The following is a 25,357-nucleotide window of genomic DNA, read 5'->3' as shown; positions in this document are numbered from 1 at the left end:
TGCGTTGTTCCCTTCGAGCGTAATGGTTGTCCAATCCTGGACCCATCAAACCCTCTGCGCGCTCGGCGCCTTTGCGTTGTTCCCTTCGAGCGTAATGGTTGTCCAATCCTGGACCCATCAAACCCTCTGCGCGCTCGGCGCCTTTGCGTTACGGGATGAGCAACAGTTTCCCACTCGTCGCCCGGCTCGCCAGTGCGATCTGAGCCGCAGCAGCTTCCGCGAGCGGATAACGACGGTCGATCCGCACCTGTAACTCGCCGGCCCCAATCCACGTGAAAAGATCTTCGGCGCGCCAGCGCAACTCTTCCGGGGTCGCAATATAGTGGAAGAGGGTTGGCCGCGTCATAAACAGCGACCCTTTGCTACTGAGCGTCAAAGGTGAAATCGGCGCTACCGGACCACTCGCGTTACCAAACGTGACAAACATCCCACGCGGACGTAAGCTATCGAGGCTACCTTCGACCGTGCTCGCCCCCACCGAGTCGTACACAACATCAACGCCTCGCCCGTTGGTGAACGCACGCGCACGCTCGACGAATGACTCGCGAGTATAGATCACCACTTCGTCGGCGCCGGCTGCACGGGCCAACGCCGCTTTCTCCTCGGTCGAAACTGTCCCGATCACCCGCGCGCCCAATCGCTTGGCAATTTGAATCAGCAATAGACCCACTCCACCGGCTGCTGCGTGGATCAAACACGCATCGCCGGCTTTCAGCGGGAAGGTACTCAACGCCAGATAATGCGCCGTCATCCCCTGTAAGAGGACGGCAGCAGCCGTTTCGAGATCGACATTGTCGGGGACATGCACCAGTTTGTCGGCAAACGCGAGCGCATATTCGGCATAGCCACCGATGGCCGTCACACAGCCCACCCGATCACCAACAGCACAGTTACTGACTCCTTCACCAAGGGCGTCAACCGTCCCGGCAACTTCAAGCCCTGGCGTGAACGGCAACGGCTGCGGGTACAAGCCACTACGGTGATAAATATCAATAAAGTTTACCCCAGCCGCCGCTACTTTAATCCGTACCTGCCCCGGCCCCGGTGTTGGTACAGGTAGATCGACAAGTTGTAACTGCTCTGGCCCACCGGTCTGATGGATCTGGATTGCCCGCATGATCGTACCTCGTTTCCCGCCCACTCTTGCGCTTCGATCGAAAACTGACCTATACTATAACATAGTGCCGCTATCTCATTGTTACGGTGATGTCGCCTAATCGAGATAGCGAGGTGCATCTCTCGCCGGCAGTTGCCGGTTGATGGTTGGCGACATTTCGTTGCTGTGTAATCTATACGCAATTAAGACCGAACCTTTCAGTGGGGGCGATAGTGCGTCGAAGCGGTCTACCACCTGAATATTTTGAGCGTTACGATGAAACCGATGATCGCTTGTTCTATCTGTATCCCCGGCTAACTGCCCATATCGATGAGTTGGCCTGCCAGGCGGTAACCCAATTAATTCGCGAAGAACTACCAAATGGTGGTTGCCTCCTCGATCTCATGAGTAGCTATGTGAGCCATCTCCCCAATGATATTCCGCTGACGCGGGTAGTTGGGTTGGGCCTGAATGAAGAAGAGATGCGCCTGAATCCGCAACTACATGAGTATGTGATCCACGATCTTAACGCTAACCCACAGTTGCCCTTTCCTGATCAGAGTTTCGACGGCGTGGTATGCACCGTCTCCATTCAATATATGACGCACCCGGTAGAAGTGTTTGCCGAGGTGAACCGTATCCTCAAGCCGGGTGGACCGTTTATCGTTACCTTCTCAAACCGTTGCTTTCCTAGTAAAGCGGTGCGAATCTGGTTGGCGACGAATGATCGCCAACATATGGAACTGGTGCGCTACTACTTTGAACTGGCCGGCGGTTTTACCCAGATTCGCTGTCTTGATCGCTCGCCAAACCATTGGCTAAGTGACCCACTCTACGCTGTAGTCGGTCGACGAGTGGTATAATCAGCACTTAGTGAATGATCATAGTCTTGGGAGAAGATCAATGCCGTCGGCCCCTCCTCAACCAGTTCAACTAGCTTGTCCATCTTGTGGAACACGTTTCCGTTCACTCGTCTATACGCTCGTCGATGGTGGCGAGCAGCCCGAACTAAAGGCTGCGCTCCTCACCGGTCAACTGAATGTCGCTGTCTGCCCTGCGTGTGGCATGGCAAGTATGCTCAGCGCGCCGCTTATCTATCACGATGCCGGTAAGCAACTGTTTTTGGTGTATGTTCCGCAAGAGCTGAATAGCCAACCGCAAGAGATCGACCGATTTATCGGTGATGCGTCGGCTTTCCTGCTCCGCTCGGTACCAAACGAGGCGCCACGTGGCTATTTGTTGGCCCCACGTCGCTTCCTGACGTTGCAATCGTTGATCGAGGCGATCTACGAGGCTGATGGCGTCTCGGCGGAAGATTTGCGCCGCCAAAACCGTTATGTCGAGATTTTGACCGACTTGGTCAATGTAGTAGATGATGATCAGCGGTTTACCGAGAAGGCCCAAGGCTATACTAAGGAGCTAACTCCTGAATTTTTTGCCACCCTCGATGCCTTTATCAATGCAACGAATAAAGCGCAGGCCCAGATGCGCTCGCTGTTGATCCGTGTCCGTGAGAAGTTACAGGCCTATACCGCTCGTGCGGCAGCACTGGCCGCCACACAAGAGTTAAATGCGGCAATCGAGCGGTTGCGGACGGTGAGCGATGATGAGTTGCCGTCTGCCGTGAAAGAGCTACGCCCCTTGATTGATTACGGTTTTTTTGAGCTGTGGACAGAACAGATCGAGGCAGCAGAGGCCTCCGGCGATACTGCGACTGCGCAGATGTTAACTGCACGTCGTAGCCGTATTCTTGAGCTGGTCGAAGCGATTGACCGTGAGGCGCAAGAGTTGTTCGAGCGCGGCAGTGCCTTGATCGATGACGTATTGTCGACGTCCGATCCGGTGGCTGCGCTATGGGAGCGGGCTGCTGAGGTAGACGAAGGCTTACTGACGGTCATATCGGCCAGTATCGCCGCCGCACGTCATGCTGGTAGCCCGGAATTGGTCGATCAGCTTGAACAGTTGGCTGCTACAGCGCAAGAGATTATCGAGTCGCGGCTCTCGCCTGAAGATCGTTTTATCAACGAATTGATGGCACAGGAGACGACTCTCGATGCGACCCGCTTGCTGCGCAAGAACATGACGAAAATTACCCCTGAACTTGCACGCCGTCTGAACGAACGGGCCGCCGAGGAAGAGAAGCGTGCCAATCAGGCTGCTGCCGAGCGGTTGCGCCAATTGGCTCGTGAGGCCAGTGCGTTGCTCTTCTAGTCCCCCTAGGGTACGGAGACGAACGGTTGGCTCGCGTCACCGGTTTGCGTCTTCGCACCCATCCAAGCACTATGCGAGCATTGTTTCTTCATCTCCTCGCCACGGTTGCTCAACCTTTGGTACGGCGCGCAAACGCGCATCCGCCACAGCGTATTCTGATCATCAAGCCCGACCACTTAGGTGATCTGCTGCTCGCGACACCGGCCTTGGCAGCGCTCCGAACTGCCTTACCGACGGCACACCTCACTGCTCTCGTTGGGCCATGGGCTGCGCCAATGTGGCAACGCTTGCCCGAACTCGATGCACTGGTCACGTTGCCATTTCCGGGGTTTGATCGCACCGTCGCCAAACCATCACGCCTCACACCTTACCTGCTCTTGCTGCGCGAAGCGTTACGCTTACGCCGACAGCGCTTCGATGCTGCGCTTATCATGCGCGACGATCACTGGTGGGGGGCTGCGCTGGCCTTATTGACCGGTATCCCTCGTCGAATCGGCTTTGCCCATCCCCTCTGCCGGCCCCTGCTCAGCGAGGCACTAGACTATCATCCGCGGCAACACGTTACTCAGCAGGCGCTCGATCTCGTAGCAGCGCTCACCGGTCATCGCCCACCACCAGCGCCGTTGCGCTTCTCACCGACGCCTGCTGCGCGTGAATGGGCTGCTATATGGTATCAGACGCACGTCGCGCCGAATGAACAGTTAATCATTATCCATCCCGGCACCGGTGGACCAACAAAGCACTGGTTGCACAGCTACTGGATCGCTCTTATTCAAAGCTTGCGTCGGCCTCGGCGGCGTTTTTTGCTCACCGGTAGTCCTGCCGAGCACGCCGCATTGGCCGCGCTTGCCACCGAATTACCTGATGTCTTGATGCTCAGTGTTGAAATGACTATTGACCGCCTTGCTGCGCTGTTTGTCTATGCCGAGTTGGTGATCGGTGTCGACAGTGGCCCACTGCACATTGCTGTTAGCCAAGGCGTACCCACCATTCACCTGTTTGGGCCGAGTGATCCACTTCGTTTCGGGCCGTGGGGTGATGGATCGCGGCATCACGTATTGAGCGCCGGGATCGCGTGCAGTCCATGCGGGGTCTTTGCTGCCTGCCCACGTGCGACCGATCCGCCCGAATGCATGGTAGCACTCACCCCGGCATCTGTCGTGGCGGCTGCCGAGACGTTATTGGCAACCGTAGGGAGTGGTCTATAGTGGGTATCACTTTTCAGATTCGGACTTGTGTTGGGACAGGGGGAAACACCAATACTGTGAAGTTCACCAGAGCATTGGACGGTAATGCCGTCAGGGAGTGTCAAAGAACTCGCTAAGGAAAGCACCAAAGCAGCGAAAACTGACGGAGCATTGCTAGTGATCTGCCGCCGTGCGTGAGGTGAAATACACCATTAGCAACACCACCAAACCTGAAGAGTCTCTCCATTGTGTACCCTTGTTGCGCAGCGCTCCCCTGGTCGGTAGCGAAACGCCCCACCTTAGGGGACGGTCGCCCAGTAGGTTGGTGGTGCAGCAACGGAGCGGACATGGCACAGAGTGCGCGCACCCTATCCAGGGCAGGCAACCCCCTTTGTCATTTCGAGCGAAGCGAGAAATCTTGGCATCCGTTGTGCGGCGCGCGCTCTGACCAGCATCGAAGATGTCTCGCTGCGCTCGACATGACATAGAGCGGGGGCGGGGCACGACACGCGCCACGTTCCATCCCAACGAGCCCCCTCTGTCATTGCGAGCACAGCGCGCAAGCTTGACATGTTGTGAGGTCCCTCTTTTTTAATTTGGGTGTCCTAACCTCATGTCTGAACCTCAGTCAATTGAGACCAAGCCACACTGCTCACTACGAGTTCCACGTCTTCCCAGGTCACTATATCTTGACAAAGCACGCGCTCTTAGGTAGGATGAATATGGAACCCATATCTGAATCTGCATAATTTCATCTCGTGCATGCCCAATAGCTTGTCAACACACCTGTTGCCTGATAGAGGCATTGTGTGTTGGCGATGCCCAATGTGCTAGTGAAGAGGCTGTCTGGTTTGCCTCATTTTTAAACGAGACAGCAAGGAGCTCTTGTGAAGATCGCCGGCAATTACACCTTTGCTGCCAGTCGTGAGGAAGTGTGGGCGGCGTTGAATGATCCAGAAGTCTTGGCCCGCACCATTCCCGGTTGCCAGCGCCTTGAGCAAGTTGGCGAAAATGAGTACGAAAGTACGCTAAAGATTGGCTTGCAAGCAGTACGCGGTGTGTACAGCGGGCGGGTCAAGATCGATAACATTAATCCGCCCGAATCGTATGATATTCATGTCGATGGCAAAGGAAATAACGGCTTTCTCAAGGGATCGGGTAGTATCCACCTCCGCGAAGAGAACGGTCACACGATCCTCGACTATGGTGGTGAAGCACACGTCGGTGGCACGATTGCAAGCGTTGGTCAGCGTTTGCTCGATGGCGCCGCTAAGACGTTAATCTCACAGAGTCTCAAAGCTTTAGCCACCCAGATTGAAGCACGCCGCAGCGGTACCGTCGCGCCCTCACCAGAAGCAACACCATCAGCGGCGGGAGAGCCGACATCGGCGGCTCCAGCCGAACCAACGTCGACTACGACGACTTCTGACACCACCGCTATCCCGTCACCAACGACAGAACCGACACAATCCGCTACGTCCAACTCCACAACAGAACAACCTGCATATCGACGAACGATCCACGTGCCTGCCGGCGAAGGGTTAAGTGAAGTCGATGTCGCACTCGGCGTGATTGAAGATTTCTTGAAGGAACGTCCGTGGGTGCCTTGGGTCATTATTGCGTTCTTGCTTGGGTATCTTCTCGGCCAGCGTCGCTAACCGACGCAGCCGCCGGTTGTCGTATATTCGGTTCGGTCAGCTTACGTCCATCATCTATCGCCCATCAGTAGTTCGCTTCGCAATCAACGAGGAGGTTGGAGAGTGACAACGATTACGGTCACAGTTAACGGCGTCCGCTACACCAGCGATGTTGAGCCCCGCCTACTGCTGGTTCACTACCTGCGCGAGCATCTTAACTTGACAGGAACCCATATCGGGTGTGACACCAGTCAGTGCGGTGCATGTGTCGTTCACGTCAACGGCGTCAGCGTTAAGTCGTGTACGATGCTCGCCGTCCAATGTGATGGAGCCGAGATTACCACCATCGAAGGATTGGCCTCAGATGGTCAGCTCCATCCGCTGCAAGAAGGTTTCTGGGAGAAACATGGTCTTCAGTGTGGTTTCTGCACCCCCGGCATGATCATGGCCGCCGCCGATCTGCTCAAGCGTAATCCCAACCCGACCGAAGACGAAATTCGCCACGGCCTCGAAGGCAATCTTTGCCGTTGCACCGGCTATGAGAACATCGTCCGCGCCGTGCGCTATGCTGCCGAGAAAATGGCAGCAACGCAGGCGGCTGATTAGTCCGTTCGAAAACCGTTCACACCGAACCTAGTGAGGAGTCAAGGATGACCGCTACTGAGATGAAGGAGCGACTAGTTGGACGGGCGCTAAAGCGCCGAGAAGATCCGAAGCTGATTACCGGACACGGCAATTATCTCGATGACATCAAGTTGCCGGGTATGCTCCATATCGCCTTGGTGCGTAGCCCCTACGCCCACGCCAAGATCGTCTCGATTGATGCGAGCAAGGCCCTGGCGATGCCCGGCGTGGTCGCCGTCTTTACCGGCAAAGATATGCTCGATATTAACCCGATGCCGGCAGCATGGCAGGCCGCCGGGGTGAAGAATTATCCCGTCCCCCCACGCGCGCTGGCCGTCGATAAAGTGGCCATGGTCGGCGATCCGGTGGCGATGGTCGTGGCCGAGAATCGCTATATCGCTCGCGATGCGGCTGATGCGGTTGAAGTAGAGTACGAGCCGCTACCGGCAGTGGTCGATGCCCGTAAAGCCGTCGAACCCGGCGCACCCCAAATCCACGAGGCGGCTCCGAACAATATCGTGTTTGAGTGGGAATGTGGTAATAAAGCAGCAGCCGATGCTGCTATTGCCAGCGCCGAAGTGGTGGTGAAAGAGGAGATTATTAACCAGCGCCTGATTCCTACGCCGATGGAGACGCGCGGCTCCATTGCCCGCTATGATGCAACGACCGGTGAATGGACGGTCTGGATGACCTCGCAGGCGCCCCACGTGCATCGCCTGCTCTTGACGGCTTTCGTCTTCGGTGTGCCAGAAACGAAGCTGCGCTGTATCGCCCCCAATGTCGGCGGCGGTTTCGGCCAGAAGATCTTCTGCTACAACGATATGGCCTTCACCATGTGGGCCGCGCGCAAGCTGGGCCGACCGGTGAAGTTTGTCGAAGACCGCTCCGAGAATTATAAGTACTCGACCCACGGGCGCGACCATATTACCGAGGCCGAACTGGCTGGTACTCGCGACGGGAAGATTACCGGTCTGCGCGTGAAGACGTGGGCGAATATCGGCGCGTATTTCTCGACTGTCGCAGCCGGCATCCCGACGACCCTCTACGGGCGCATTATCACCGGCGTCTACAAGATTCCGGCAGCTTATGTCCATGTTACCGGCGCCTATACCAACACCGCGATGGTTGATGCCTACCGCGGCGCTGGCCGCCCCGAAGCCAGCTATCTGATCGAGCGCATGGTAGATCGCTTTGCCGCTGAGATCGGGATGGATCCGGCGGAGGTGCGGCGCAAGAATTTCATCCAACCGGAAGACTTCCCCTACGATAACGGGTTGGGTCTGCTACCTTACGATAGCGGCAACTACGAGCCAGCCTTGAATAAGGCGCTCGAAATCGCCGGCTATGCCGAGTTCCGCAAGCAGCAAGCCGAACTGCGCCAGCAGGGCCGTTATCTCGGCATCGGCATCTCGTCGTATGTTGAGATTTGCGGCATCGCACCAAGCGCGTGGATGGGTGGTCAAGGCTGGGGTGCCGGCCTCTGGGAAAGCGCAAACGTGCGCGTTCACCTCACCGGTAAAGTGGTAGTGACAACCGGTTCGCTACCGCACGGACAAGGCCTCGAAACGACCTTTGCCCAGATTGTGGCCGACGAGCTGGGCGTTCCCTACGAAGATGTCGAGATTCAGTGGGGTGATACGCAGGGTACACCATTCGGTTACGGCACCTACGGCTCACGCTCGCTCGCCGTCGGTGGGGTAGCCATCAAGCGGAGCGTCGACAAGATTAAAGAGAAGGCGCGCAAGCTGGCCGCCCACCTGCTTGAGGCCAATGAAGCCGATATTGTCTTTGAGAATGGCCGGGCGTATGTCAAAGGCTCGCCCGATAAAGCGAAGACTATCGGTGAATTGGCTGCCGCCGCTGCCGTCGCGTATAACTTGCCGCCCGGTATGGAACCCTTCCTCGATGAGACGAGCTACTACGATCCGCCGAACTGCACCTTCCCATTCGGCACGCACGTTAGCATTGTCGAGGTCGATCCTGAAACCGGTCATGTCAAACTGTTGCGCTACATCGCCGTTGACGATTGCGGCAACCAGATCAACCCGCTGATCGTCGAGGGTCAGATCCACGGCGGCATTGCCCAAGGATTGGCGCAGGCTCTCTATGAGGGCGCCGTGTATAACGAAGATGGTCAGCTGTTGACCGGTACGTTGATGGACTATGCGGTACCGACGGCGGCGATGGTGCCCCATATCGAGACTGACCATACCATTACGCCGTCGCCAGTGAACCCGCTTGGCGTGAAGGGAGCCGGCGAGGCGGGCACGATTGCCTCGGCGCAATGTGTGATGAACGCGATCATCGACGCGCTCGCGCCATTCGGTGTCAAGCATTTACAGATGCCGGCTACGCCGGAGCGGATCTGGAAGGCGATTCACGGGAAGTAGCGGAGTTTTGAGAGCAGGCGCGGGTTTAGATTTGGCCGGCGCCTGCCACAATGGATAAGGGAGCAGCTATGATTCCAGCCCCATTCGATTATCATGCACCGGCAAGCCTTGCCGAGGCGCTCACTCTCTTGCAAAAATACGGTGATGACGCCAAGATTTTGGCCGGTGGTCATTCACTTCTACCGGCGATGAAGCTACGGCTCGCTTCGCCGAGTGTGTTGATCGACATCAACCGGGTGACGGAACTGCGCGGGATCAAGGTGAACGGGACGGTTGAGATCGGCGCAATGACGACATGGAGTGCAATCGAACACGATGCGGCATTGGCCAAGGCCTGCCCGGTTATGGCCGAAGCCGTAGCTCTGATCGGCGATATTCAGGTGCGTAACCGTGGTACCATCGGTGGTTCGCTCGCCCACGCCGATCCTGCTGCCGATATGCCGGCAGTCGTATTGGCTCTTGATGCGCACATCCACGTTGAAGGCCCGAACGGCCCACGTGCGATCGCCGCTGCCGATTTCTTTACCGACATGCTGAGTACAGCGCTTGAGCCGGGTGAGATCATCACCTCGATCACGTTCAACAGTCTTGGTCCTGGTGAGGGCGCAGCGTATGCCAAGTTCCCTCACCCCGCCAGCCGCTATGCGATTGTGGGCGCAGCAGCGTATGTCAAAATGGAAAACGGGCAAATTACGGCCTGCCGAGTCGCAATTACGGGCGCCGGTCCCAAAGCCGAACGCCAGACCGCGGTCGAGCAAGCGCTGATCGGCACTGACGGCAGCGCCGATGCGGTGGCCGCTGCCGCGGCCCATGCTGGCGAAGGCATGGATATGCTCGGCGACATCCACGCCAGCGAAGAGTACCGGCGAGCGATGTGTAAGGTGTACGCCAAACGCGCTCTGCTGAAGGCGATTGAGCGGGCCCGGTAGTCCGCTATATGTCGGTAGAGCAGTAAGGTAAAGGGCGGGGGTTGGTTAACCCGCCCTTTTTATGGCTGCGGTTCGTAACCGGTCGCATGTTGGTCAATCGAAAGCCAAACAGCACCAACATCGTGGTTTCCCCAGATCGCACTTGCCAGCAACACCGCACCCGATCCGCTTACTCCATTTCCTCCTCGCAAGCGTGCCACGATGGCAAAGCTAATTTCAACGTCCTTACCACGCATTTCCCTCGGCAATACAGGCGCTCGTATACGGTACACGTAGGAACGACAACCAAGCCCCCAACGTCCTCACAGCGTGCGTAACAGCGATACTCACCTAATGACTTTGAAATACACGATAGCTTTGTTGCCTGACTGCACACCCTCCATCGTAATGGCGTACAAGCCCGACGGGTTCGAGGAACTGCCCGTGATGCCAACGCGATAGCGACCTTCTGCATCAGCAATATCGTCACCAGTGTTCTCGATCGGAATCACCGCACCGGTTGCCAGATATGTCGCGTACAGCCCGACTCGTTCGCCCGGTGTGAAGCCGAACCCGAAAACTTCGAGAAAAAAGGGTTCGTTATTGATAACCCGAACACAGTCTGGTACAACACTACCATTCACCGATGGCGGAATGCCGCTACACGGATCGGCAGGTCTGGGCGTTGGTTGGGGTTGTGGTAGTGGTTGGGACCCAAACGCTTCACGACCGAGCAGACCAAGGAGTACAACATCTGGCCCGAGGTTGGTATGTAACTCGAGGCGAGACCGCTCGAACCACTGCGTCAATACTGTATCTCCAGAAGAGTTTGTTTCGACCCGTGCTTCAGTCAAGGGTAAACCGAACAGCGCCAAGCTCTCAGCTTCACTAAATCCACGTCTACCGTCAAAATCAAGCCCATGCGACTGCCAGTAACGTAAGAAAGCGTCGCAGACCAAATGTCGGGTTTGGGCAAAATAGCGGCAGCCAGCCTGTTGGGTCGTGGGGGCCTTTGGCTCATTCTGCCAAGGTGTACCGCGTCGCTGTAACAAATCATCACCCAACCGACCTAACAGCACATCGTAGGGACGCGCGTTCTCTAGGTGCAGCTCGAAGCGGTTACGCTCGAAGATTTGCACTAGCCGCACCTTGCCTTCCACCTCTTGCTGAAACGCAGGCGTGATCGGGAAGCCAAACACCGGCAAACCACCGTTCTGCCGCCAGTATTCAGCAAACCGGCCTTCGATGCAATCCGGCACTTCATTGAAGCAGATCCGGTTCTGTGCTTGCGCCGACTCTGCTGGTACAAGCGTTACCAACAGCGCTACCACCACGACTATTGTGCATCGGTACATCTGGTGTAACTTCATAGGAAATCTCCTTAATATTCACTGATTAAATACAGAAAGTAGAGATGATTAAAATTGTACAAATTACGATGTTAGTAAGCAATATTTAATTTAAAAAATTTTACGTAAATAATATTTAACTGGATTATTTGTGAAATTAGTTATTTTAATTATTTATTAAATCATGCCACATCACGAAGTAAATCTATCAAGAGATTAATTCTTTAATATCATCACAAGATCACACATACGAACTCTATCCAAAACCCTTCGCGCCTTAGCGTTCACGACCTTTGCACCGCGGCGCCCTTTTGCCCTTTATGGGGGCACGGCGATGCCGTGCCCCTACGGGTGGCGCTCGTTGCGTTAACGGTCTTTGCACCCTTTTGCCCTTTGTGGGGGCACGGCGTACCGTGCTCCTACGGGTGGCGCTCGTTGCGTAAGCGCCCTTTGCGTCTCTGCGTTAGTTATAATTGGCATTTTCGATCACCAATTTCTTAACCACAATTTATCTAGTCAAAAGTTACCAATCCTCGCTACAACGATCACAAGAAATCGTTCACAAGCAATAGGCAAGGAAGCAAACGATGCTACCGAAACCCCCTGTCAACGAACGCGGTGAAGTTCAATTCCCCCTTTAATTCCTGATCGACACCGAATCGCATACGTGGTTTGCTAAACTGATCGTTTACGGCGAAACTCTCGTCGGCATCGGTCTTATCGTTGGTGGTCTGGTCGGATTTGCGGCCTTCTTCGGAGCACTAATGAACTTCAACTTTATGTTGGCTGGTACTGCAAGCACCAACCCGATTATGTTCACCCTCACCATCATTCTGATGCTGGGATGGAAGGTAGCCGGCTACTATGGGCTTGATTACTACCTACTGCCGCTCCTCGACACACCGTGGGGACGCAACAAACCGACACAGCCGGCACCAGCAGCCGTCTAACACAAGATGGTAATAATCGTAGATTGTAGAAAATCGGAGGGGCAGTGTACTACACTGCCCCTCTGCCATAACCCGAGCACGCTCGATCCGCCGTCTCACCACTCACCGTCTACCCCAGCCGACTTTGCATCCGCGCCAACTCCTCTTCGACCACTTTGTCATCGAGCTTCTTAAACATTGGCTGCGGCTGACGTAGTACCTGCCCAACCGGTAACGCCGATGGCTCCCACCGACCAACCCACCGATCGTAGTCACCGGTCAAGACACGATGGGTACGCCCGTTTGCTTCGGTCACCTCGCGGAAGGTGAGTGGCCCGGCGATATAGCCATCATAACCGAGATACTCGTGCAAGCGCTGGCTCGAGAACGGCAAGAACGGCGTAAAGATGATCTTGAGCGTATCAACACATCGCAGCGCGACGTACCAGATCGTTGCCGCCCGCTCATGATTACTTTTGATCACCTTCCACGGCTCTTGCTCGCTCAGATAGATATTGACTTGCGCTGCCAATCGCATTGCCTCAGCCAAGGCAGCCTTGAACCGCGCTCCTGCCAACAATTCCCCTACCGTCTCGATACCACCGGTCACTTCAGCCAACACCTGCTCATCGACCGGAATGAGCGGGCCAGGCTGCGGCACCCGACCAAAGTTCTTGTAGACATTACTCAATGTGCGATTGACTAAATTGCCCCATGTTGCGACCAGTTCGTCGTTATTTCGCCGCACAAACTCAGCCCATGTAAAATCGGTATCTTGATTTTCTGGACCGGCAATAGTGAGAAAGTAGCGCAGTGCATCGGCATCGTAGCGGCTAAGAAAATCGTTGACATAGATCACAATCCCGCGCGAACTCGAAAACTTCTTTCCCTCCATCGTCAAAAACTCACTCGAGACGACGTTGTACGGTAATTGCAGTGGGATGCCATCGTACTTACCACCAGGGTCAGCTCCAAACTGGCCACCGGCTCCATAGCCGAGCAACATCGCCGGCCAGATGACGGTATGGAAAACAATGTTGTCTTTGCCCATGAAGTAAAAGTGACGCGCATCAGGATTCTGCCACCATTCACGCCATGCATCAGGCTGACCACTATTCTGCGCCCACTCGATACTAGCCGAGAGATAACCGATGACCGCATCAAACCAGACGTAGATTTTTTTGTCGTCGCGGTTGGTGTATTCCGGCAACGGAATTGGCACACCCCACTCTAGATCACGGGTAATCGCACGTGGTTTGAGATCTTTGAGAAAGTTGAGCGAAAAGTTGCGCACGTTGGGCCGCCAATGGTCTTGCCGGTTGATCCAGTCATGCAACTGTTTGGCAAACGCCGGTAGATCAAGGAAGAAGTGCTCGGTCGGCTTGAAGACCGGTGGCTGACCGTCAACTTTAGAGCGTGGATTGATCAAGTCGGTGGGATCAAGTTGGCTGCCGCAATTGTCACATTGATCGCCACGCGCTTCATCATACCCACAGATTGGACATGTTCCCTCGATGTAGCGATCAGGCAAGGTGCGCCCGGTCGTAGCCGAAAACGCGCCCAGCGTCTCTTTACGCAGAATATAGCCGCGTTCGTACAGAGTGCGGAAGATGTCTTGTGTCACCGCATAATGATTAGCCGTTGTCGTGCGGGTAAAGGTATCGTAGCTAAGGCCAAGGTTATACAGATCATCGCCGATAATCTTATTGTAGCGGTCGGCAATCGCTTGCGGCGTTGTCCCCTCTTTGTCGGCAACCAACGTGATCGGTGTCCCGTGCTCATCAGTACCGGATACCATCAGCACGCGATTCCCCCGCAAGCGATGATAACGGGCAAAAATATCCGCCGGTACTCCAAAACCGGCCACATGACCAATGTGGCGTGGACCGTTCGCATACGGCCATGCAACAGCAACCAGAATATGTTCAGGCATATCAATCCCTCAATTATTACTTCATCAATGATGTTCTACTCCTACGGAGACACTCTGCCGAATGCAGCACCGTCTGCACCGTGCACCTCCAATTGCACACTATATGAAGTAGATGGGGACATACATGATGGCGGTTAGACCGCCATAAAACCGCGTGCCGTTAGCCGAAGGCCACGCCAGTGGGCAGGTAAAAAGAGATACGTAATCACATTGGCCGAACTGGGTTTCATGCTTGCTCCGCACATACGATAGTGCTCATTTAGTATAACACAGACCCAGACTTCACGTGAATACGCAAATATAAGCCGTCTAGTTGCGCACAATGACGGATTCGCATATCATAAGCATCTGAAGCTGTTGTGAATCGGGGTTGTTCATGCAAACGATACTCAATCAGATCTCACCACCAATAGCAATCGGTCTCATCATTGTTGGCCTGATCATCATTTTGTTGGTTGTGATCCTCATTCGTCGACGGCGGGCTGCGCAACCGACTATACAGCTCCCCGAAGCTCCACCGGCGACACCGATTGACTACACAGCCGTCCCCCTTGAAGAACCGCAGAGTTGGCAAGATCGTCTGCGCAACCTATCACTAGCCGCCAAGATCCTGTTTATCCTTGTGCCTATTTTGCTCTGTATGAGCATTGGGGTATTGGTTTTAAGCCTAACCAACAGGAGCACGGCAGCACCACCTCCTACGCCCACACCATCACCAATCCCGATTAGCTTGACGATAGAAAATGCAACCGTTGCCAGTGCCGAACCGCCAACTATCTTCGTGCGTGTACGCACTACCGGCCTACCCGATGGTACCGAACTCGTCGTGACATTGTACGCCGATAATCAACCGATCAAATGGATCGATCCAGAAAAGACTATTCGTATTCGTAACAATCGTGGCGAAGTACGCGCCCCCAAGCTCGCCGACGGCGATCCCACCCCGGAAGGACCGCGCTACACTGTTGTCGTTAGCCTTCCTGACGACTCACTCAGCGCCAAAGCCGAATTGCAGATTCCGCCACGTTTCGCGGCTGCGTTCTACGGAACCGTGCCCGCAAATCCGACACCGCAACCGACAGCGACGAATACGCCGGTAGCTCAGGCTACTCCTGCGCCTACTCCCACTCCGACCATCGCACCAACACCCACTTTAGTCGCCGTCCAGCAAGTCGCTGTTACCAATGGCGGCAACGTGCGTAAATTACCCTTCACCGGTGTCTATAATGTGATCGGTGGCGTCAACGCCGGTGAACAGGTGCAAATCATTGCTCGCACACCCAACGCGCTCTGGTACTACGTGCGCACGGTGCGCGATGAAGTAGGCTGGGTAAGTGCCTCTTTGCTCGCAGTGACCGATCTGATCGCTGCTGAGACACCGGTTGCCAACATAGTGACGGTGTTTGTCAGCGGACCCGTCTATCTAGCGGCTGACCCGGCGAGTGCGCAAATCGATCGTGTTGAACGGAATGAAGTGGTCGAATTGCTGGAACGCACAGCCGACGGTATGTGGTATAAAGTGCTAAACGTGCGTGAGCGCGGGGGCTGGGTCCAGGCCAACCTGCTCGGTATTCCCGATGATGTAGCAGCCCAAGTACCGGTAGCACGATGACAACTATCGACGATACTCAACCGCTGATCGACCTGCCGCTGGTGTTTTTCGATGTCGAAACCACCGGTCTTGACGTACAAAACGGCCATCGTATCTGCGAGCTAGCCATGCTACGGCGTGAACACCGGCAGATCACCGATCAGATCAATACGTTGATCAATCCCGAACGTGAGCTTGATCCACAAGCAAGCCAAGTTAACGGGATTCGAGCTGAAGATCTGCAAAGCGCGCCGCGCTTCGTCGAGTTGGCCGTACAGGTCGTGCAACTAAGTCAACAGGCAGTACGGATCGCTCATAATTTACCATTTGATGAAAGCTTTCTCAATATGGAACTAGCTCGGGCCGGTTATCCACCGCTGACCGGACCCGCACTCGACACCCTCGAATTGGCCCGCCGCCTCGGTGTACGCCGTGGATCACTCAGCCTTGGCGCTCTCGCAACCTCGTTCGGTCTCCCGATACCTACCCACCGTGCAATGAATGATGTGCTGACGTTGCATGCCCTTTTCGACCGGTTGGTGGTGAAATTGGCCGATTACGGTGTCACGACACTCTATGATGCGCTACGTTTCAGTCGTGGCTTACTCCCCGGTCAACCCGAACCAGAAGCACCCCCACCACTTGCTGCCGCATTGGCAAGTGGTACGACATTACGCATTATCTACACCTCAAATAGTAACCCACAGCCAGTTGAACGCCGGATTCGCCCCATCGAATTGGTGATCGAGCCAAATGGCCTCAGCGTGCGGGCCTTTTGCTATCTGCGTAACGATATTCGCAATTTCCTCCTTGCCAAAATCAGTGCCTACCTTCCCGATTTTCCTGACGAATCAGCCGAAAGAGGGGGTTGACTCCGGTATCTAAAACGTGTATAGTAGCTTTAGTTACGTCTAATGGGGTGCCACGTCTGCGTCCCTCCATCGCAATGACAGCTTGGGGTTTGAGGGCTTTCTCTCAACCCCATCTCTTTGCCAAAGCAATTCGGAGAACGCGACGTGAAAGGCCCGGCGTTTTAGAGTAGTCGCTGCGGCCTTTCAACATTCCTAGCGGACGAAAGAAAGCATCAAGTGCAGCAGCCCGCCGTCGCTACGATGGCCCAGTGATGGTTGTCACCCGGTCTGACGCCATCAACAGAGTATTGGTTGAACGATGTTGAGCAAAGCTACACCGGAGTCAGAGGCGATGATCGAGCAACTGCTCGCCGCAGCACGGGTGCGCGGGTACATTACCCACGCCGACATTCTTGCTACCTTCCCTAATCCTGAGCACGACATTGCCGAGATCGATCAGTTGTACGCCATGCTGCAAGCTGAAGGCATTAGGGTTGTCGAGTCGAGTGATGAACTAGACGGTCCGACTGATTTTGAACCAGAAACCGATCACGATTTGACTGTCGATTTGCCCGATCTGGGAGAAATTGCGTTTGATGATCCGGTGCGTATGTATTTGCAAGAGATAGGGCAAGTTCCTCTATTGACTGCCGAGCAAGAGGTTGAATTAGCTAAAGCAATGGAGTCCGGCGCTATTGCCCGTCAACGTCTTGACCGTGAGGAGTACGCATCGGCACGTGAACGGTTTGAGTTGGAGCGCGCCGTCCAGCAAGGTCAAGATGCCCGCCACCATCTGATTCAGGCTAATTTGCGATTGGTTGTGAGTATTGCGAAGAAATATACCTCTTATGGCCTGACCATGATGGATTTGGTGCAGGAAGGTAATATTGGCCTGATGCGAGCAGTTGAAAAGTTTGATTATAAGAAGGGCCATAAGTTCAGTACTTACGCAACGTGGTGGATCCGACAGGCCATTACCCGTGCCATTGCCGACCAGAGCCGCACGATCCGCTTGCCGGTTCATATGGGTGAAGCGATCAGCCAGGTGAAACGTACTTCCCATCGCCTCCAGCAGACGATGCAGCGTGAACCAACACCTGAAGAGATCGCCGATGCAATGGGCATTTCGGCGGGTAAAGTACGCCGCACGCTCGAGGCAAGCATGCACCCGCTCTCACTTGAGATGCCGGTCGGTCAAGAGGGCGAAGGGCGCATGGGTGATTTCATCGAGGATGATCGCATCTCGACCCCGGCAGAGGCCGCAGCAGCTTCATTGCTGCGCGAACAACTCGAAGAGGTGTTGATGAAATTGCCTGAGCGCGAACGGAAGATTATTCAATTGCGCTATGGCTTGAAGGATGGCCGCTACCGCACCCTCGAAGAGGTGGGGATTGAGTTTGGGATTACTCGCGAACGGATTCGCCAAATCGAAGCAGTCGCGCTGCGGAAGCTGCGTCATCCCCATTTGGGGAAGAAGCTGCGCGGTTATCTCGATTAGCTGCTACATCCGTTACCAGGGGCGGGATACGAACCCGCCCCTACTCTTCAAGCACCCCCTCAACCCGCTGTACCGTCCAGATTGGTAACGTAAACGAAAAACTACTCCCAACTCCAACCGTACTCTGCACCCAAATTCGACCTCCGTGCAATTCCACCAATAAACGGGTGATGTATAACCCTAGCCCAACCCCACTCTTTTGGCGAGTATTGCTGTTGTCCACGCGGTGAAACCGCTCAAACAGACGCGCCTGATCTTCCGGCCCGATCCCAATACCTTGGTCTTGCACCGTAATCAACATCCATTGACCAGGCGGATGACCGGCTGGCAGATCGCTCGCTTCGGCCTGGCGAACGGTTAACTGAATCTCGGTCCCTTCGGGACTGTACTTTATCGCGTTACTCAATAGATTGACAATAATCTGCTTGACTTTGTCGCGATCGGCGAAGACCGGTGGCAACGGTGTGCGCATATCGATCAGGAGCTTATGCTGTACGAGTTGCGTATGGAGCTGAAGGGTTAGCTCTTCGATGACCTGCCACAACCCCATCGCCCAGCGGTTGAGTTTGACAACACCGGCCTCCAATCGCGAGACATCAAGCAGATCTTTGACCATTTTATGCAAGCGATCGGCCTCGTTCGAGACTGTCAGAAGAAATTCGCGCTGACTCTCGCTATCCAAATCTTGCCGATTGATCAGAATCTCGGTATAACCGAGAATAGAGGTGAGCGGTGTACGTAATTCGTGCGAAACAATCCCGATAAACTCGTCTTTCAGGCGGTCAGACTCACGCTCACGGGTGCGATCACTCACCACCCACAGCCGCCCCGTCAGTTGGTGATGACTATCGCGCGTTGGTACCGAGAGCACGTGCAATTCTTGGTAGGGTTGGCGCAGTTGCAAATTGATTTCAAAGACTTGGTCGGGTGAACGCTGACCGAGATCGCAAAATTCGCTGAGCCGAAATGGATCGCTGAGTCGGGTCAGGAGATGCTCGACCAGATCGATCCCAACGTAAAACGACGATCGTTGCGGTTGTTCGGGTACACGCCATACCTGATACCACGCCGGATTGGCTCGGATCACTCGCCCATTCAGATCAAGCAGGGCTAATCCGATCGGCAAGCTACTAAATACCTGCCCCAAATGGTACGAGGTTTCATAGGCAACCTGGTACGCCATTGCCCGGGCCAATGGCAATCCGGCGCGCTCACGAAGGGCATCGATAAATGCCAACACCTCTTCGGTGAAGGTATTGGCCCGCCGACTGTGCAGGATGAGCACGGCCAGCACTCGCTCATCAGTACTAATCGGCGCAGCCAGCTCGGCAAGAAACGGCATTCCGTTGGGAAGGCCCGGTTCACGGCCGGCATCACGCACTAACAGCGGCCGACGTACCTGTACCGCTTGCCCGGCCAAACCGATGTCCCAGCCCCAACGTTGGCGTGGCATTTTCGGTAACGCTGCACCGGCTTGCTCGCTCGCATAGCCCTCGTACAGGTGTAACACCAGTTCGCGCCGTTCGTGATCAACCAACGCAATCGCACCGGCCTCCGCGCCGCTACCCTCCAACGCTCGTCGCAACACGATCCCTAACAACTCGTGGAGGTCGAGTGTCTGTTCGAGCTGGTCATTCAGTGCAATGATCTTTTGACGCAAGGAAGGGGTAAGGGTAATACCCAGTGGTGTTTCGCCGGCAAATCGCGGTGCCGGTAGCCGCGATGACTGTACTCCCTCTTGCGCAATTGCAGCCGCCAGCAACGGTTTTAACGACTCAACCAACTCGGTTGTGCGATGCGTAAAGGGACTCTGATCATCGCTACGCAGTTCAAACACGCCCCACAGTCGCCCTCCCCAAAAGATCGGCATGCCCAGATAGCTGGCCGAAATTAACGGTAATCCATCACCCGGTTGGTGTGGATCACCGAGCGCAATTGTTTTGATAATCAATTGCCCTCCCAACGCCACCGACCGAGTGAGCCGATCATCCCACGGGTAGGGGCTCGATTCGGGTGAATAGACCTGCTGACGGGTTGCTCCCGGTCGTGCCGATTGCAGCCAGCACGTAATGCGACCATCGCGGTAGCGGATTGCCAGCCGGAGTAGACCAAAGAGACGATGAAGACGCTGCACAAACGGCCGTTCCTCATGTAATACCCGCGAAACAGCCGCCAACAGACTTAACAAATTAGTTGTGGGATCATCGTTGTGCGTCATTTGCCGTTCATTGTAGTCAACCTATAATAGCTGTCAATTATCTCGTTACAGCTCTATGTTATGATATGCTATATCCATCGATTTACCGATGGAAGTAAAGGAGTGAGCAATGTTTACTGCGGTCGATCATATTGGACTGGTGGTAGCCGATCTGGAAGCGGCCATCGACTTTTATCGCACCGCCTTTGAGGTCACCGAATGGGAGCGCATCGAGCTGCCAGAGCGTCACGCTGCGATCGGTGTCGCTCGGTTTGGCGATACCCTGATCGAACTGATCGCCCCAACCAGTGATCAGGCAAGTTTCGCTCGCTTCCTGCGCGAAAAGGGGCCGGGCATGCACCATATCGCTTACCGTGTTGATGATATTCATGCCGCACTCGCCACGCTGCAAGAGCGCGGCCTCCCCCTCATCGATCATGAGCCTCGCCCCGGCATTCACGATACACTTGTCGCATTTGTTCATCCCAAAGCCGGCGGGCAGGGAGTGCTTATCGAACTTGTACAACACCGCACACCACATCACGCCTGATCGTTTGGTGTGCGGAGGGCGGTGCTCGTCACCGCCCATGCTAACCTTCCTTTACACCAATTTAACGAACCTATAACGACACTATGATAACGGGAGCAGAAGGTATGACAACCAACGACGCAGAAGATAGACGCCTGTTGGTAAGTATGAGTGTCGGACAAACAGCGTATGCCGTTTGGGCCAAACAGGCACGGCGTGAGCGCTTCTTCAACATTGCGCGCTTACTCGAAGCTTCAGCCGCAGTCAAGCGAGTGCGCGCCGAACAAGCAATGCGTCGCTTGGGAGAAGTGTCGCAGACGCAAACCAACATCAATCACGCACTTGCCGGTCTCGAACCAGAAGCGGTTGCGACCGGGCCGGTTACCGGAACAAGTGCTTTTCAACGCGCACTGCTCGAACGTGCAGCCAAAGCTCTTGCCGCCGGTCGTGATCTCACCTACCGTGAGCTGGGTGATCTGTTTGTGTGCAGTACCTGTGGTTACCTCGTTGAAGGTGAAGCACCACAGTTTTGCCCACAATGTGGAACGGTGCGCGAGGGCTTTCTCGATTTTCGGATTGTTGATGGGATGGGAACGTTTAGCTCGTACACCATCGTTCGCCGGCTAGAGCAGGGGCTGAAAACGGTACCGGCATTGGTTGAAGGATTGAGTGAAGATCAGTTAGCAATGCCTGTTAATGGGTTTCCAGCTTTCAAAGATCTGATCGGTCATCTCACCGATATGGATATTGTCTTTCGCGAGCGCGCATGGCTGATTCTCGAGACCGATCAACCTAAATTGTCGACGGCCCACCCCCCAACCTTGCGTCATGCGGTCAAGTATCGTACCGTCCCCATCGACGAACTACTCGAGCGGTACACTACTAGCCGTCAGCAAACACTAAACCTGTTACGCGGCCTAACCCAAGCGGCATGGCAGCGCATTGGTCACCACGAAATTTACGGGCCGGTCCCCCTTCTACACCAAGGAAACTGGGTGGTATCGCACGAACAGGGGCATCTGATCGAATTGGCGCAAATGCGACACAATATCTTGTATGGCAAAAACCACGCCCTTGATATTGTGCAGGAGCTATTGCATCCGTAATTGGGGGCGCACGGTGAGACAATCCTAACAAATCTGCTCAGCCGGGCAAGTGCAAAGAAATTGTGCGGTAGGATCGGTCAATCACTGTTCCCACCGCACAAACAATTAGTAGACGAATTACGGCAAATCCAAGCCGCTCAAGCTATCGTACAGGACATCGAGATTTTCAAGCGCTAAACCGGTCCCAATTGCCACACACGAAGCCGGCTGATCGGCAACATAGCAGGGCACGCCGGTCACTTGGGTCAGGAGATCATTGATCCGACGCAACATTGACCCACCACCGGTCATAACCATACCCTTATCGATAATATCTGAACTCAACTCAGGTGGCGTCTCGACCAAGACCGCCCGGACCGCGTTAATAATCGCTTCCAACGGCTCTTGAATGGCTTCGGTAATCTCGTTGCTATCCACCTGAATCGTGCGCGGTAGACCGGTCACCTGATCGCGTCCACGAACTTGCGTTACCAGTGGCTTATCGAGTGGCAACGCTGAGCCGATCTCAATCTTCACCGCTTCGGCCGTTCGCTCACCAATCAACACGTTGTATTTGCGCTTGATATACGCAGCAATCGCTTCATCAAACCGATTCCCGCCAACCCGCACCGATGTACTCACTACAATGTCGTTGAGTGAGATGACAGCCACCTCAGTGGTACCACCGCCAATATCAATCACCAGATTACCCGATGGCTGGGCAATCGGGATATTCGCCCCAATCGCTGCTGCCAACGGCTCGCGGATGAGATAAGCCTTTCCGGCGCCGGCCTCCAGCGCCGCATAACGCACAGCGCGCATCTCAACACTCGTTACACCGGCGGGAATACAGATCATCACTTCGGGGCGCGAAAAGCGAAACCACCCAGCAGCGCGCCCGATAAAGTGGCGCAGCATCTCTTCGGTGACGACATAATCGGCGATCACGCCATTCCGCATTGGCCGCACCACTTCGATACTTTCCGGTTCACGGCCCAACATCGCCATCGCCTCGGCGCCAACCGCACGCACTCGCCCGTCGCGCGTACTGAGCGCCACTGCCGACGGCTCAGAGAGCACGATACCTTTACCTTTGACGTAGACTAAGACATTGGCAGTTCCCAAATCAATCCCGATTTTGCGGGCCATAGTCGTTCCTGTTACTTGCGTAGCGTATCTGAGCAGCAATGAGCTGCATCTTACATAATCGCGGCGTATTATAGCAAATGATGAGACAAAATGGCAATGAGCGAGTAGGTTACGACGAACAGCCAGGCTGCATGGTTCGGATGAGGATCGGTAACGAGCGGTAGCGCTTGGCAGAGAGTAACGGACGACTACCGGCACTCCATGAAAACACTTCCAAACCCATACAGAGAGGCGGGTCATAAACCCGCCTCTCCTCCTGATGATCATGATACACACGGTGCTACGACTGACGCCGCTTGAGCTTGTGCAACTGCGCGACACGCAACCGCACCATCTCCTTCCGCAGCTTCGCTTCGGCTAGCGCCATATCGCGCTCACTCTGGGCCTCACGTCGCCGGGCTTCAGCCTCAGCCCGCGCTTGTTCGGCCCGTGCTTCATCGATCTCATCGGCCCGCTCAACCGTATCGGCCAGAATCGTGACGCGGTGCGGTAGCACCTCCATAAACCCGCCCGACACGGCAAACGGCGTGCGCTCACCATTTTTTATAATATCGAGTTCACCCGGTTCGAGGATCGTCATCAGCGGAGCGTGGCGCGGGAGAATACCAACACGACCATCTTTCGTCGGCACGCTGATCATATCAACATCGTCCGACAAAATAACCCGCTCAGCGGTGACAATCTCTAGATGGATGGGCATGGATTGCTCCTTCTGCCTGCCACAGACTATCGCCGGTAGTGTAACCCAACGGCTATTACCGGCTCAAGCTTACTTCTGGCTCGCCTCATACGCGGCCAGGACATCGTCGAAATCACCTTGCATGTAGAAGAACGACTCGGGAATATGGTCACCTTCGCCGTTCAGCAAACGGGCAAAACTCTCAACCGTCTTCTTCACCGGCACATACTTACCGGGGCGACCGGTAAACTGCTGCGCCACGGTAAACGGCTGCGAGAAGAACAGCTCGATCTTACGTGCGCGCTGCACCGTCAGCTTATCTTCATCGCTCAGCTCTTCCATACCGAGAATGGCAATAATATCCTTGAGGTCTTTGTAGCGCTGCAAGACGCGCTTTACCTCTTGCGCCACCCGATAATGCTCCTCACCGACGATATTCGGGTCGAGAATACGCGATGTGGAAGCGAGTGGATCAACCGCCGGGAAGATTGCACGCTCGGCAATGCTGCGTTCGAGCGAGATGGTTGCGTCGAGGTGGCTAAACACCGTTGCCGGAGCAGGGTCAGTATAGTCATCAGCCGGCACGTACACGGCCTGCATTGATGTAATCGAACCGCGTTTGGTCGAGGTAATCCGCTCTTGCAACTCACCCATCTCGGTACCGAGGGTCGGCTGATACCCCACCTGCGACGGCATACGGCCCAGCAGCGAAGACACCTCAGAACCGGCCTGCACAAAACGGAAGATGTTATCAATAAAGAGCAGGATGTCGCGTCCTTGATCGCGGAAATACTCGGCCATGGTCAGCGCCGTCAGACCGACGCGCAGACGAGCACCGGGCGGCTCGTTCATCTGACCGAAGACCATAATCGTCTTGTCAAAGACGGTAGTATTCTCGTCAATGCGCGCCTCGCGCATTTCGTGGATCAAGTCATTCCCTTCGCGCGAGCGTTCACCGACACCGGCAAAGACCGAAAAGCCTGACTGCTCTTTCGCGATATTCGCAATCAGCTCCTGGATCACCACCGTCTTCCCGACGCCAGCGCCACCGAAGATAGCCGTCTTCCCACCACGGGTAAACGGTGCGATTAGATCGATCACCTTAATTCCGGTTTCAAAGATCTGGGCTTGGGTTGACTGCTCTTCAAAACTCGGTGGATCTCGGTGGATGGGGCGTCGTTCAACCTCTGGGCCAAGGGGTGGGCCACCATCAATCGGGTCACCCAACACATTAAACACCCGTCCCAGCGTTGCCGGCCCAACCGGCACGGCAATCGGGCGACCGGTATCGATCACCTCAAGCCCACGACGCAAGCCGTCGGTCGAACCCATCGCAACCGCCTTCACTACGCCATTACCGAGCTGCTGCTGTACCTCGCAGACCAGGCGGCCACCCTGTTCGAGCGGAATTTCGATAGCGTTATAAATCTCCGGCACCTGATCTTCCGGGAACTTGGCCCGGATGACCACGCCGATAATTTCTTGAATAACCCCCTTTGCCGGCATCGGCTCCT

21 protein-coding genes are annotated in these 25,357 nt (G+C 55.2%); 13 read left to right on the top strand and 8 right to left on the bottom strand.

The window, feature by feature from the left end; all coding sequences use genetic code 11:
- Window positions 1-148: 148 nt before the first annotated feature.
- Entirely contained in the window at window positions 149-1,117 is a 969-nt protein-coding gene (locus ACP5OT_RS04155) for a quinone oxidoreductase family protein (protein ID WP_424676270.1), read from the bottom strand.
- Between the two features lie 200 nt (window positions 1,118-1,317).
- On the opposite strand from ACP5OT_RS04155, the gene ACP5OT_RS04150 reads away from it, so the two are divergent.
- From ACP5OT_RS04150 to ACP5OT_RS04120, 7 genes are all read left to right on the top strand, one after another.
- Window positions 1,318-1,959, top strand: a complete 642-nt coding sequence (locus tag ACP5OT_RS04150) for a class I SAM-dependent methyltransferase (RefSeq protein ID WP_374710825.1) — start codon at window positions 1,318-1,320, stop codon at window positions 1,957-1,959.
- A 40-nt stretch (window positions 1,960-1,999) separates the two neighbouring features.
- The gene (locus tag ACP5OT_RS04145; protein WP_424676271.1) at window positions 2,000-3,307 is read left to right on the top strand and encodes a CpXC domain-containing protein; all 1,308 of its coding nucleotides are present in this window, start codon (window positions 2,000-2,002) and stop codon (window positions 3,305-3,307) included.
- A 71-nt stretch (window positions 3,308-3,378) separates the two neighbouring features.
- Window positions 3,379-4,515 (top strand): glycosyltransferase family 9 protein, encoded by a 1,137-nt coding sequence (locus ACP5OT_RS04140; RefSeq protein WP_424676272.1) that lies wholly within the window; start codon window positions 3,379-3,381, stop codon window positions 4,513-4,515.
- Between the two features lie 866 nt (window positions 4,516-5,381).
- Window positions 5,382-6,152: an SRPBCC domain-containing protein gene (locus ACP5OT_RS04135; RefSeq protein WP_424674899.1), complete on the top strand. Its 771-nt coding sequence runs from the start codon at window positions 5,382-5,384 to the stop codon at window positions 6,150-6,152.
- A 102-nt stretch (window positions 6,153-6,254) separates the two neighbouring features.
- Window positions 6,255-6,737, top strand: a complete 483-nt coding sequence (locus ACP5OT_RS04130) for a (2Fe-2S)-binding protein (RefSeq protein ID WP_012616256.1) — start codon at window positions 6,255-6,257, stop codon at window positions 6,735-6,737.
- A 44-nt stretch (window positions 6,738-6,781) separates the two neighbouring features.
- On the top strand, window positions 6,782-9,145 hold the full coding sequence (locus tag ACP5OT_RS04125) for a xanthine dehydrogenase family protein molybdopterin-binding subunit (RefSeq protein ID WP_424674900.1): 2,364 nt from the start codon (window positions 6,782-6,784) through the stop codon (window positions 9,143-9,145).
- A 68-nt stretch (window positions 9,146-9,213) separates the two neighbouring features.
- The gene (locus ACP5OT_RS04120) at window positions 9,214-10,074 is read left to right on the top strand and encodes an FAD binding domain-containing protein (RefSeq protein ID WP_428131407.1); all 861 of its coding nucleotides are present in this window, start codon (window positions 9,214-9,216) and stop codon (window positions 10,072-10,074) included.
- A 59-nt stretch (window positions 10,075-10,133) separates the two neighbouring features.
- Here the strand turns inward: ACP5OT_RS04120 and ACP5OT_RS04115 are convergent, their stop codons facing one another.
- Together ACP5OT_RS04115 and ACP5OT_RS04110 are read right to left on the bottom strand one after the other, a co-directional pair.
- On the bottom strand, window positions 10,134-10,310 hold the full coding sequence (locus ACP5OT_RS04115) for a hypothetical protein (protein WP_424674902.1): 177 nt from the start codon (window positions 10,308-10,310) through the stop codon (window positions 10,134-10,136).
- Between the two features lie 90 nt (window positions 10,311-10,400).
- Window positions 10,401-11,423, bottom strand: coding sequence for a hypothetical protein (locus ACP5OT_RS04110; protein ID WP_424674903.1), 1,023 nt, complete (start codon window positions 11,421-11,423; stop codon window positions 10,401-10,403).
- A gap of 743 nt (window positions 11,424-12,166) precedes the next feature.
- Here ACP5OT_RS04110 and ACP5OT_RS04105 point away from each other — a divergent pair.
- On the top strand, window positions 12,167-12,352 hold the full coding sequence (locus ACP5OT_RS04105) for a hypothetical protein (RefSeq protein ID WP_424674904.1): 186 nt from the start codon (window positions 12,167-12,169) through the stop codon (window positions 12,350-12,352).
- Between the two features lie 109 nt (window positions 12,353-12,461).
- Here the strand turns inward: ACP5OT_RS04105 and metG are convergent, their stop codons facing one another.
- The gene (gene metG / locus ACP5OT_RS04100) at window positions 12,462-14,264 is read right to left on the bottom strand and encodes a methionine--tRNA ligase (RefSeq protein WP_424674905.1); all 1,803 of its coding nucleotides are present in this window, start codon (window positions 14,262-14,264) and stop codon (window positions 12,462-12,464) included.
- A 376-nt stretch (window positions 14,265-14,640) separates the two neighbouring features.
- Here metG and ACP5OT_RS04095 point away from each other — a divergent pair, with 376 nt between their 5' ends.
- The 3 genes from ACP5OT_RS04095 to rpoD all read left to right on the top strand — a co-directional run bounded on the left by ACP5OT_RS04095 (window position 14,641) and on the right by rpoD (window position 18,204).
- Window positions 14,641-15,876: an SH3 domain-containing protein gene (locus ACP5OT_RS04095; RefSeq protein WP_424674906.1), complete on the top strand. Its 1,236-nt coding sequence runs from the start codon at window positions 14,641-14,643 to the stop codon at window positions 15,874-15,876.
- Window positions 15,873-16,727 (top strand): exonuclease domain-containing protein, encoded by an 855-nt coding sequence (locus ACP5OT_RS04090; RefSeq protein WP_424674907.1) that lies wholly within the window; start codon window positions 15,873-15,875, stop codon window positions 16,725-16,727. The genes ACP5OT_RS04095 and ACP5OT_RS04090 overlap by 4 nt, the downstream gene beginning before the upstream one ends.
- A 331-nt stretch (window positions 16,728-17,058) precedes the next feature.
- The gene (gene rpoD / locus ACP5OT_RS04085) at window positions 17,059-18,204 is read left to right on the top strand and encodes an RNA polymerase sigma factor RpoD (protein WP_424674908.1); all 1,146 of its coding nucleotides are present in this window, start codon (window positions 17,059-17,061) and stop codon (window positions 18,202-18,204) included.
- Between the two features lie 40 nt (window positions 18,205-18,244).
- Here the strand turns inward: rpoD and ACP5OT_RS04080 are convergent, their stop codons facing one another.
- Window positions 18,245-20,422 carry an ATP-binding protein gene (locus ACP5OT_RS04080; RefSeq protein ID WP_428131405.1) on the bottom strand — a complete coding sequence of 726 codons (2,178 nt, stop codon included), beginning with the start codon at window positions 20,420-20,422 and terminating at the stop codon, window positions 18,245-18,247.
- A gap of 109 nt (window positions 20,423-20,531) precedes the next feature.
- On the opposite strand from ACP5OT_RS04080, the gene mce reads away from it, so the two are divergent.
- Together mce and ACP5OT_RS04070 are read left to right on the top strand one after the other, a co-directional pair.
- The gene (mce, locus tag ACP5OT_RS04075; RefSeq protein WP_428112398.1) at window positions 20,532-20,951 is read left to right on the top strand and encodes a VOC family protein; all 420 of its coding nucleotides are present in this window, start codon (window positions 20,532-20,534) and stop codon (window positions 20,949-20,951) included.
- A gap of 104 nt (window positions 20,952-21,055) precedes the next feature.
- Window positions 21,056-22,036 (top strand): DinB family protein, encoded by a 981-nt coding sequence (locus ACP5OT_RS04070; protein WP_428112397.1) that lies wholly within the window; start codon window positions 21,056-21,058, stop codon window positions 22,034-22,036.
- 117 nt (window positions 22,037-22,153) lie between these two features.
- Here ACP5OT_RS04070 and ACP5OT_RS04065 read toward each other — a convergent pair whose 3' ends face one another.
- The 3 genes from ACP5OT_RS04065 to atpD form a co-directional block, all read right to left on the bottom strand.
- Complete coding sequence (locus ACP5OT_RS04065) at window positions 22,154-23,164, bottom strand: rod shape-determining protein (protein ID WP_012616267.1); 1,011 nt, start codon at window positions 23,162-23,164, stop codon at window positions 22,154-22,156.
- A gap of 280 nt (window positions 23,165-23,444) precedes the next feature.
- On the bottom strand, window positions 23,445-23,864 hold the full coding sequence (locus ACP5OT_RS04060; RefSeq protein ID WP_424674912.1) for a F0F1 ATP synthase subunit epsilon: 420 nt from the start codon (window positions 23,862-23,864) through the stop codon (window positions 23,445-23,447).
- Between the two features lie 69 nt (window positions 23,865-23,933).
- Window positions 23,934-25,349, bottom strand: coding sequence for a F0F1 ATP synthase subunit beta (gene atpD / locus ACP5OT_RS04055; protein WP_287908785.1), 1,416 nt, complete (start codon window positions 25,347-25,349; stop codon window positions 23,934-23,936).
- Between the last annotated feature and the right edge of the window lie 8 nt (window positions 25,350-25,357).

This window comes from Chloroflexus sp. (genome assembly GCF_049970315.1).
Taxonomy (GTDB): domain Bacteria; phylum Chloroflexota; class Chloroflexia; order Chloroflexales; family Chloroflexaceae; genus Chloroflexus.
Note: the sequence above shows the minus strand (reverse complement) of the source record. Positions and strands in the feature narration are given on the sequence as shown.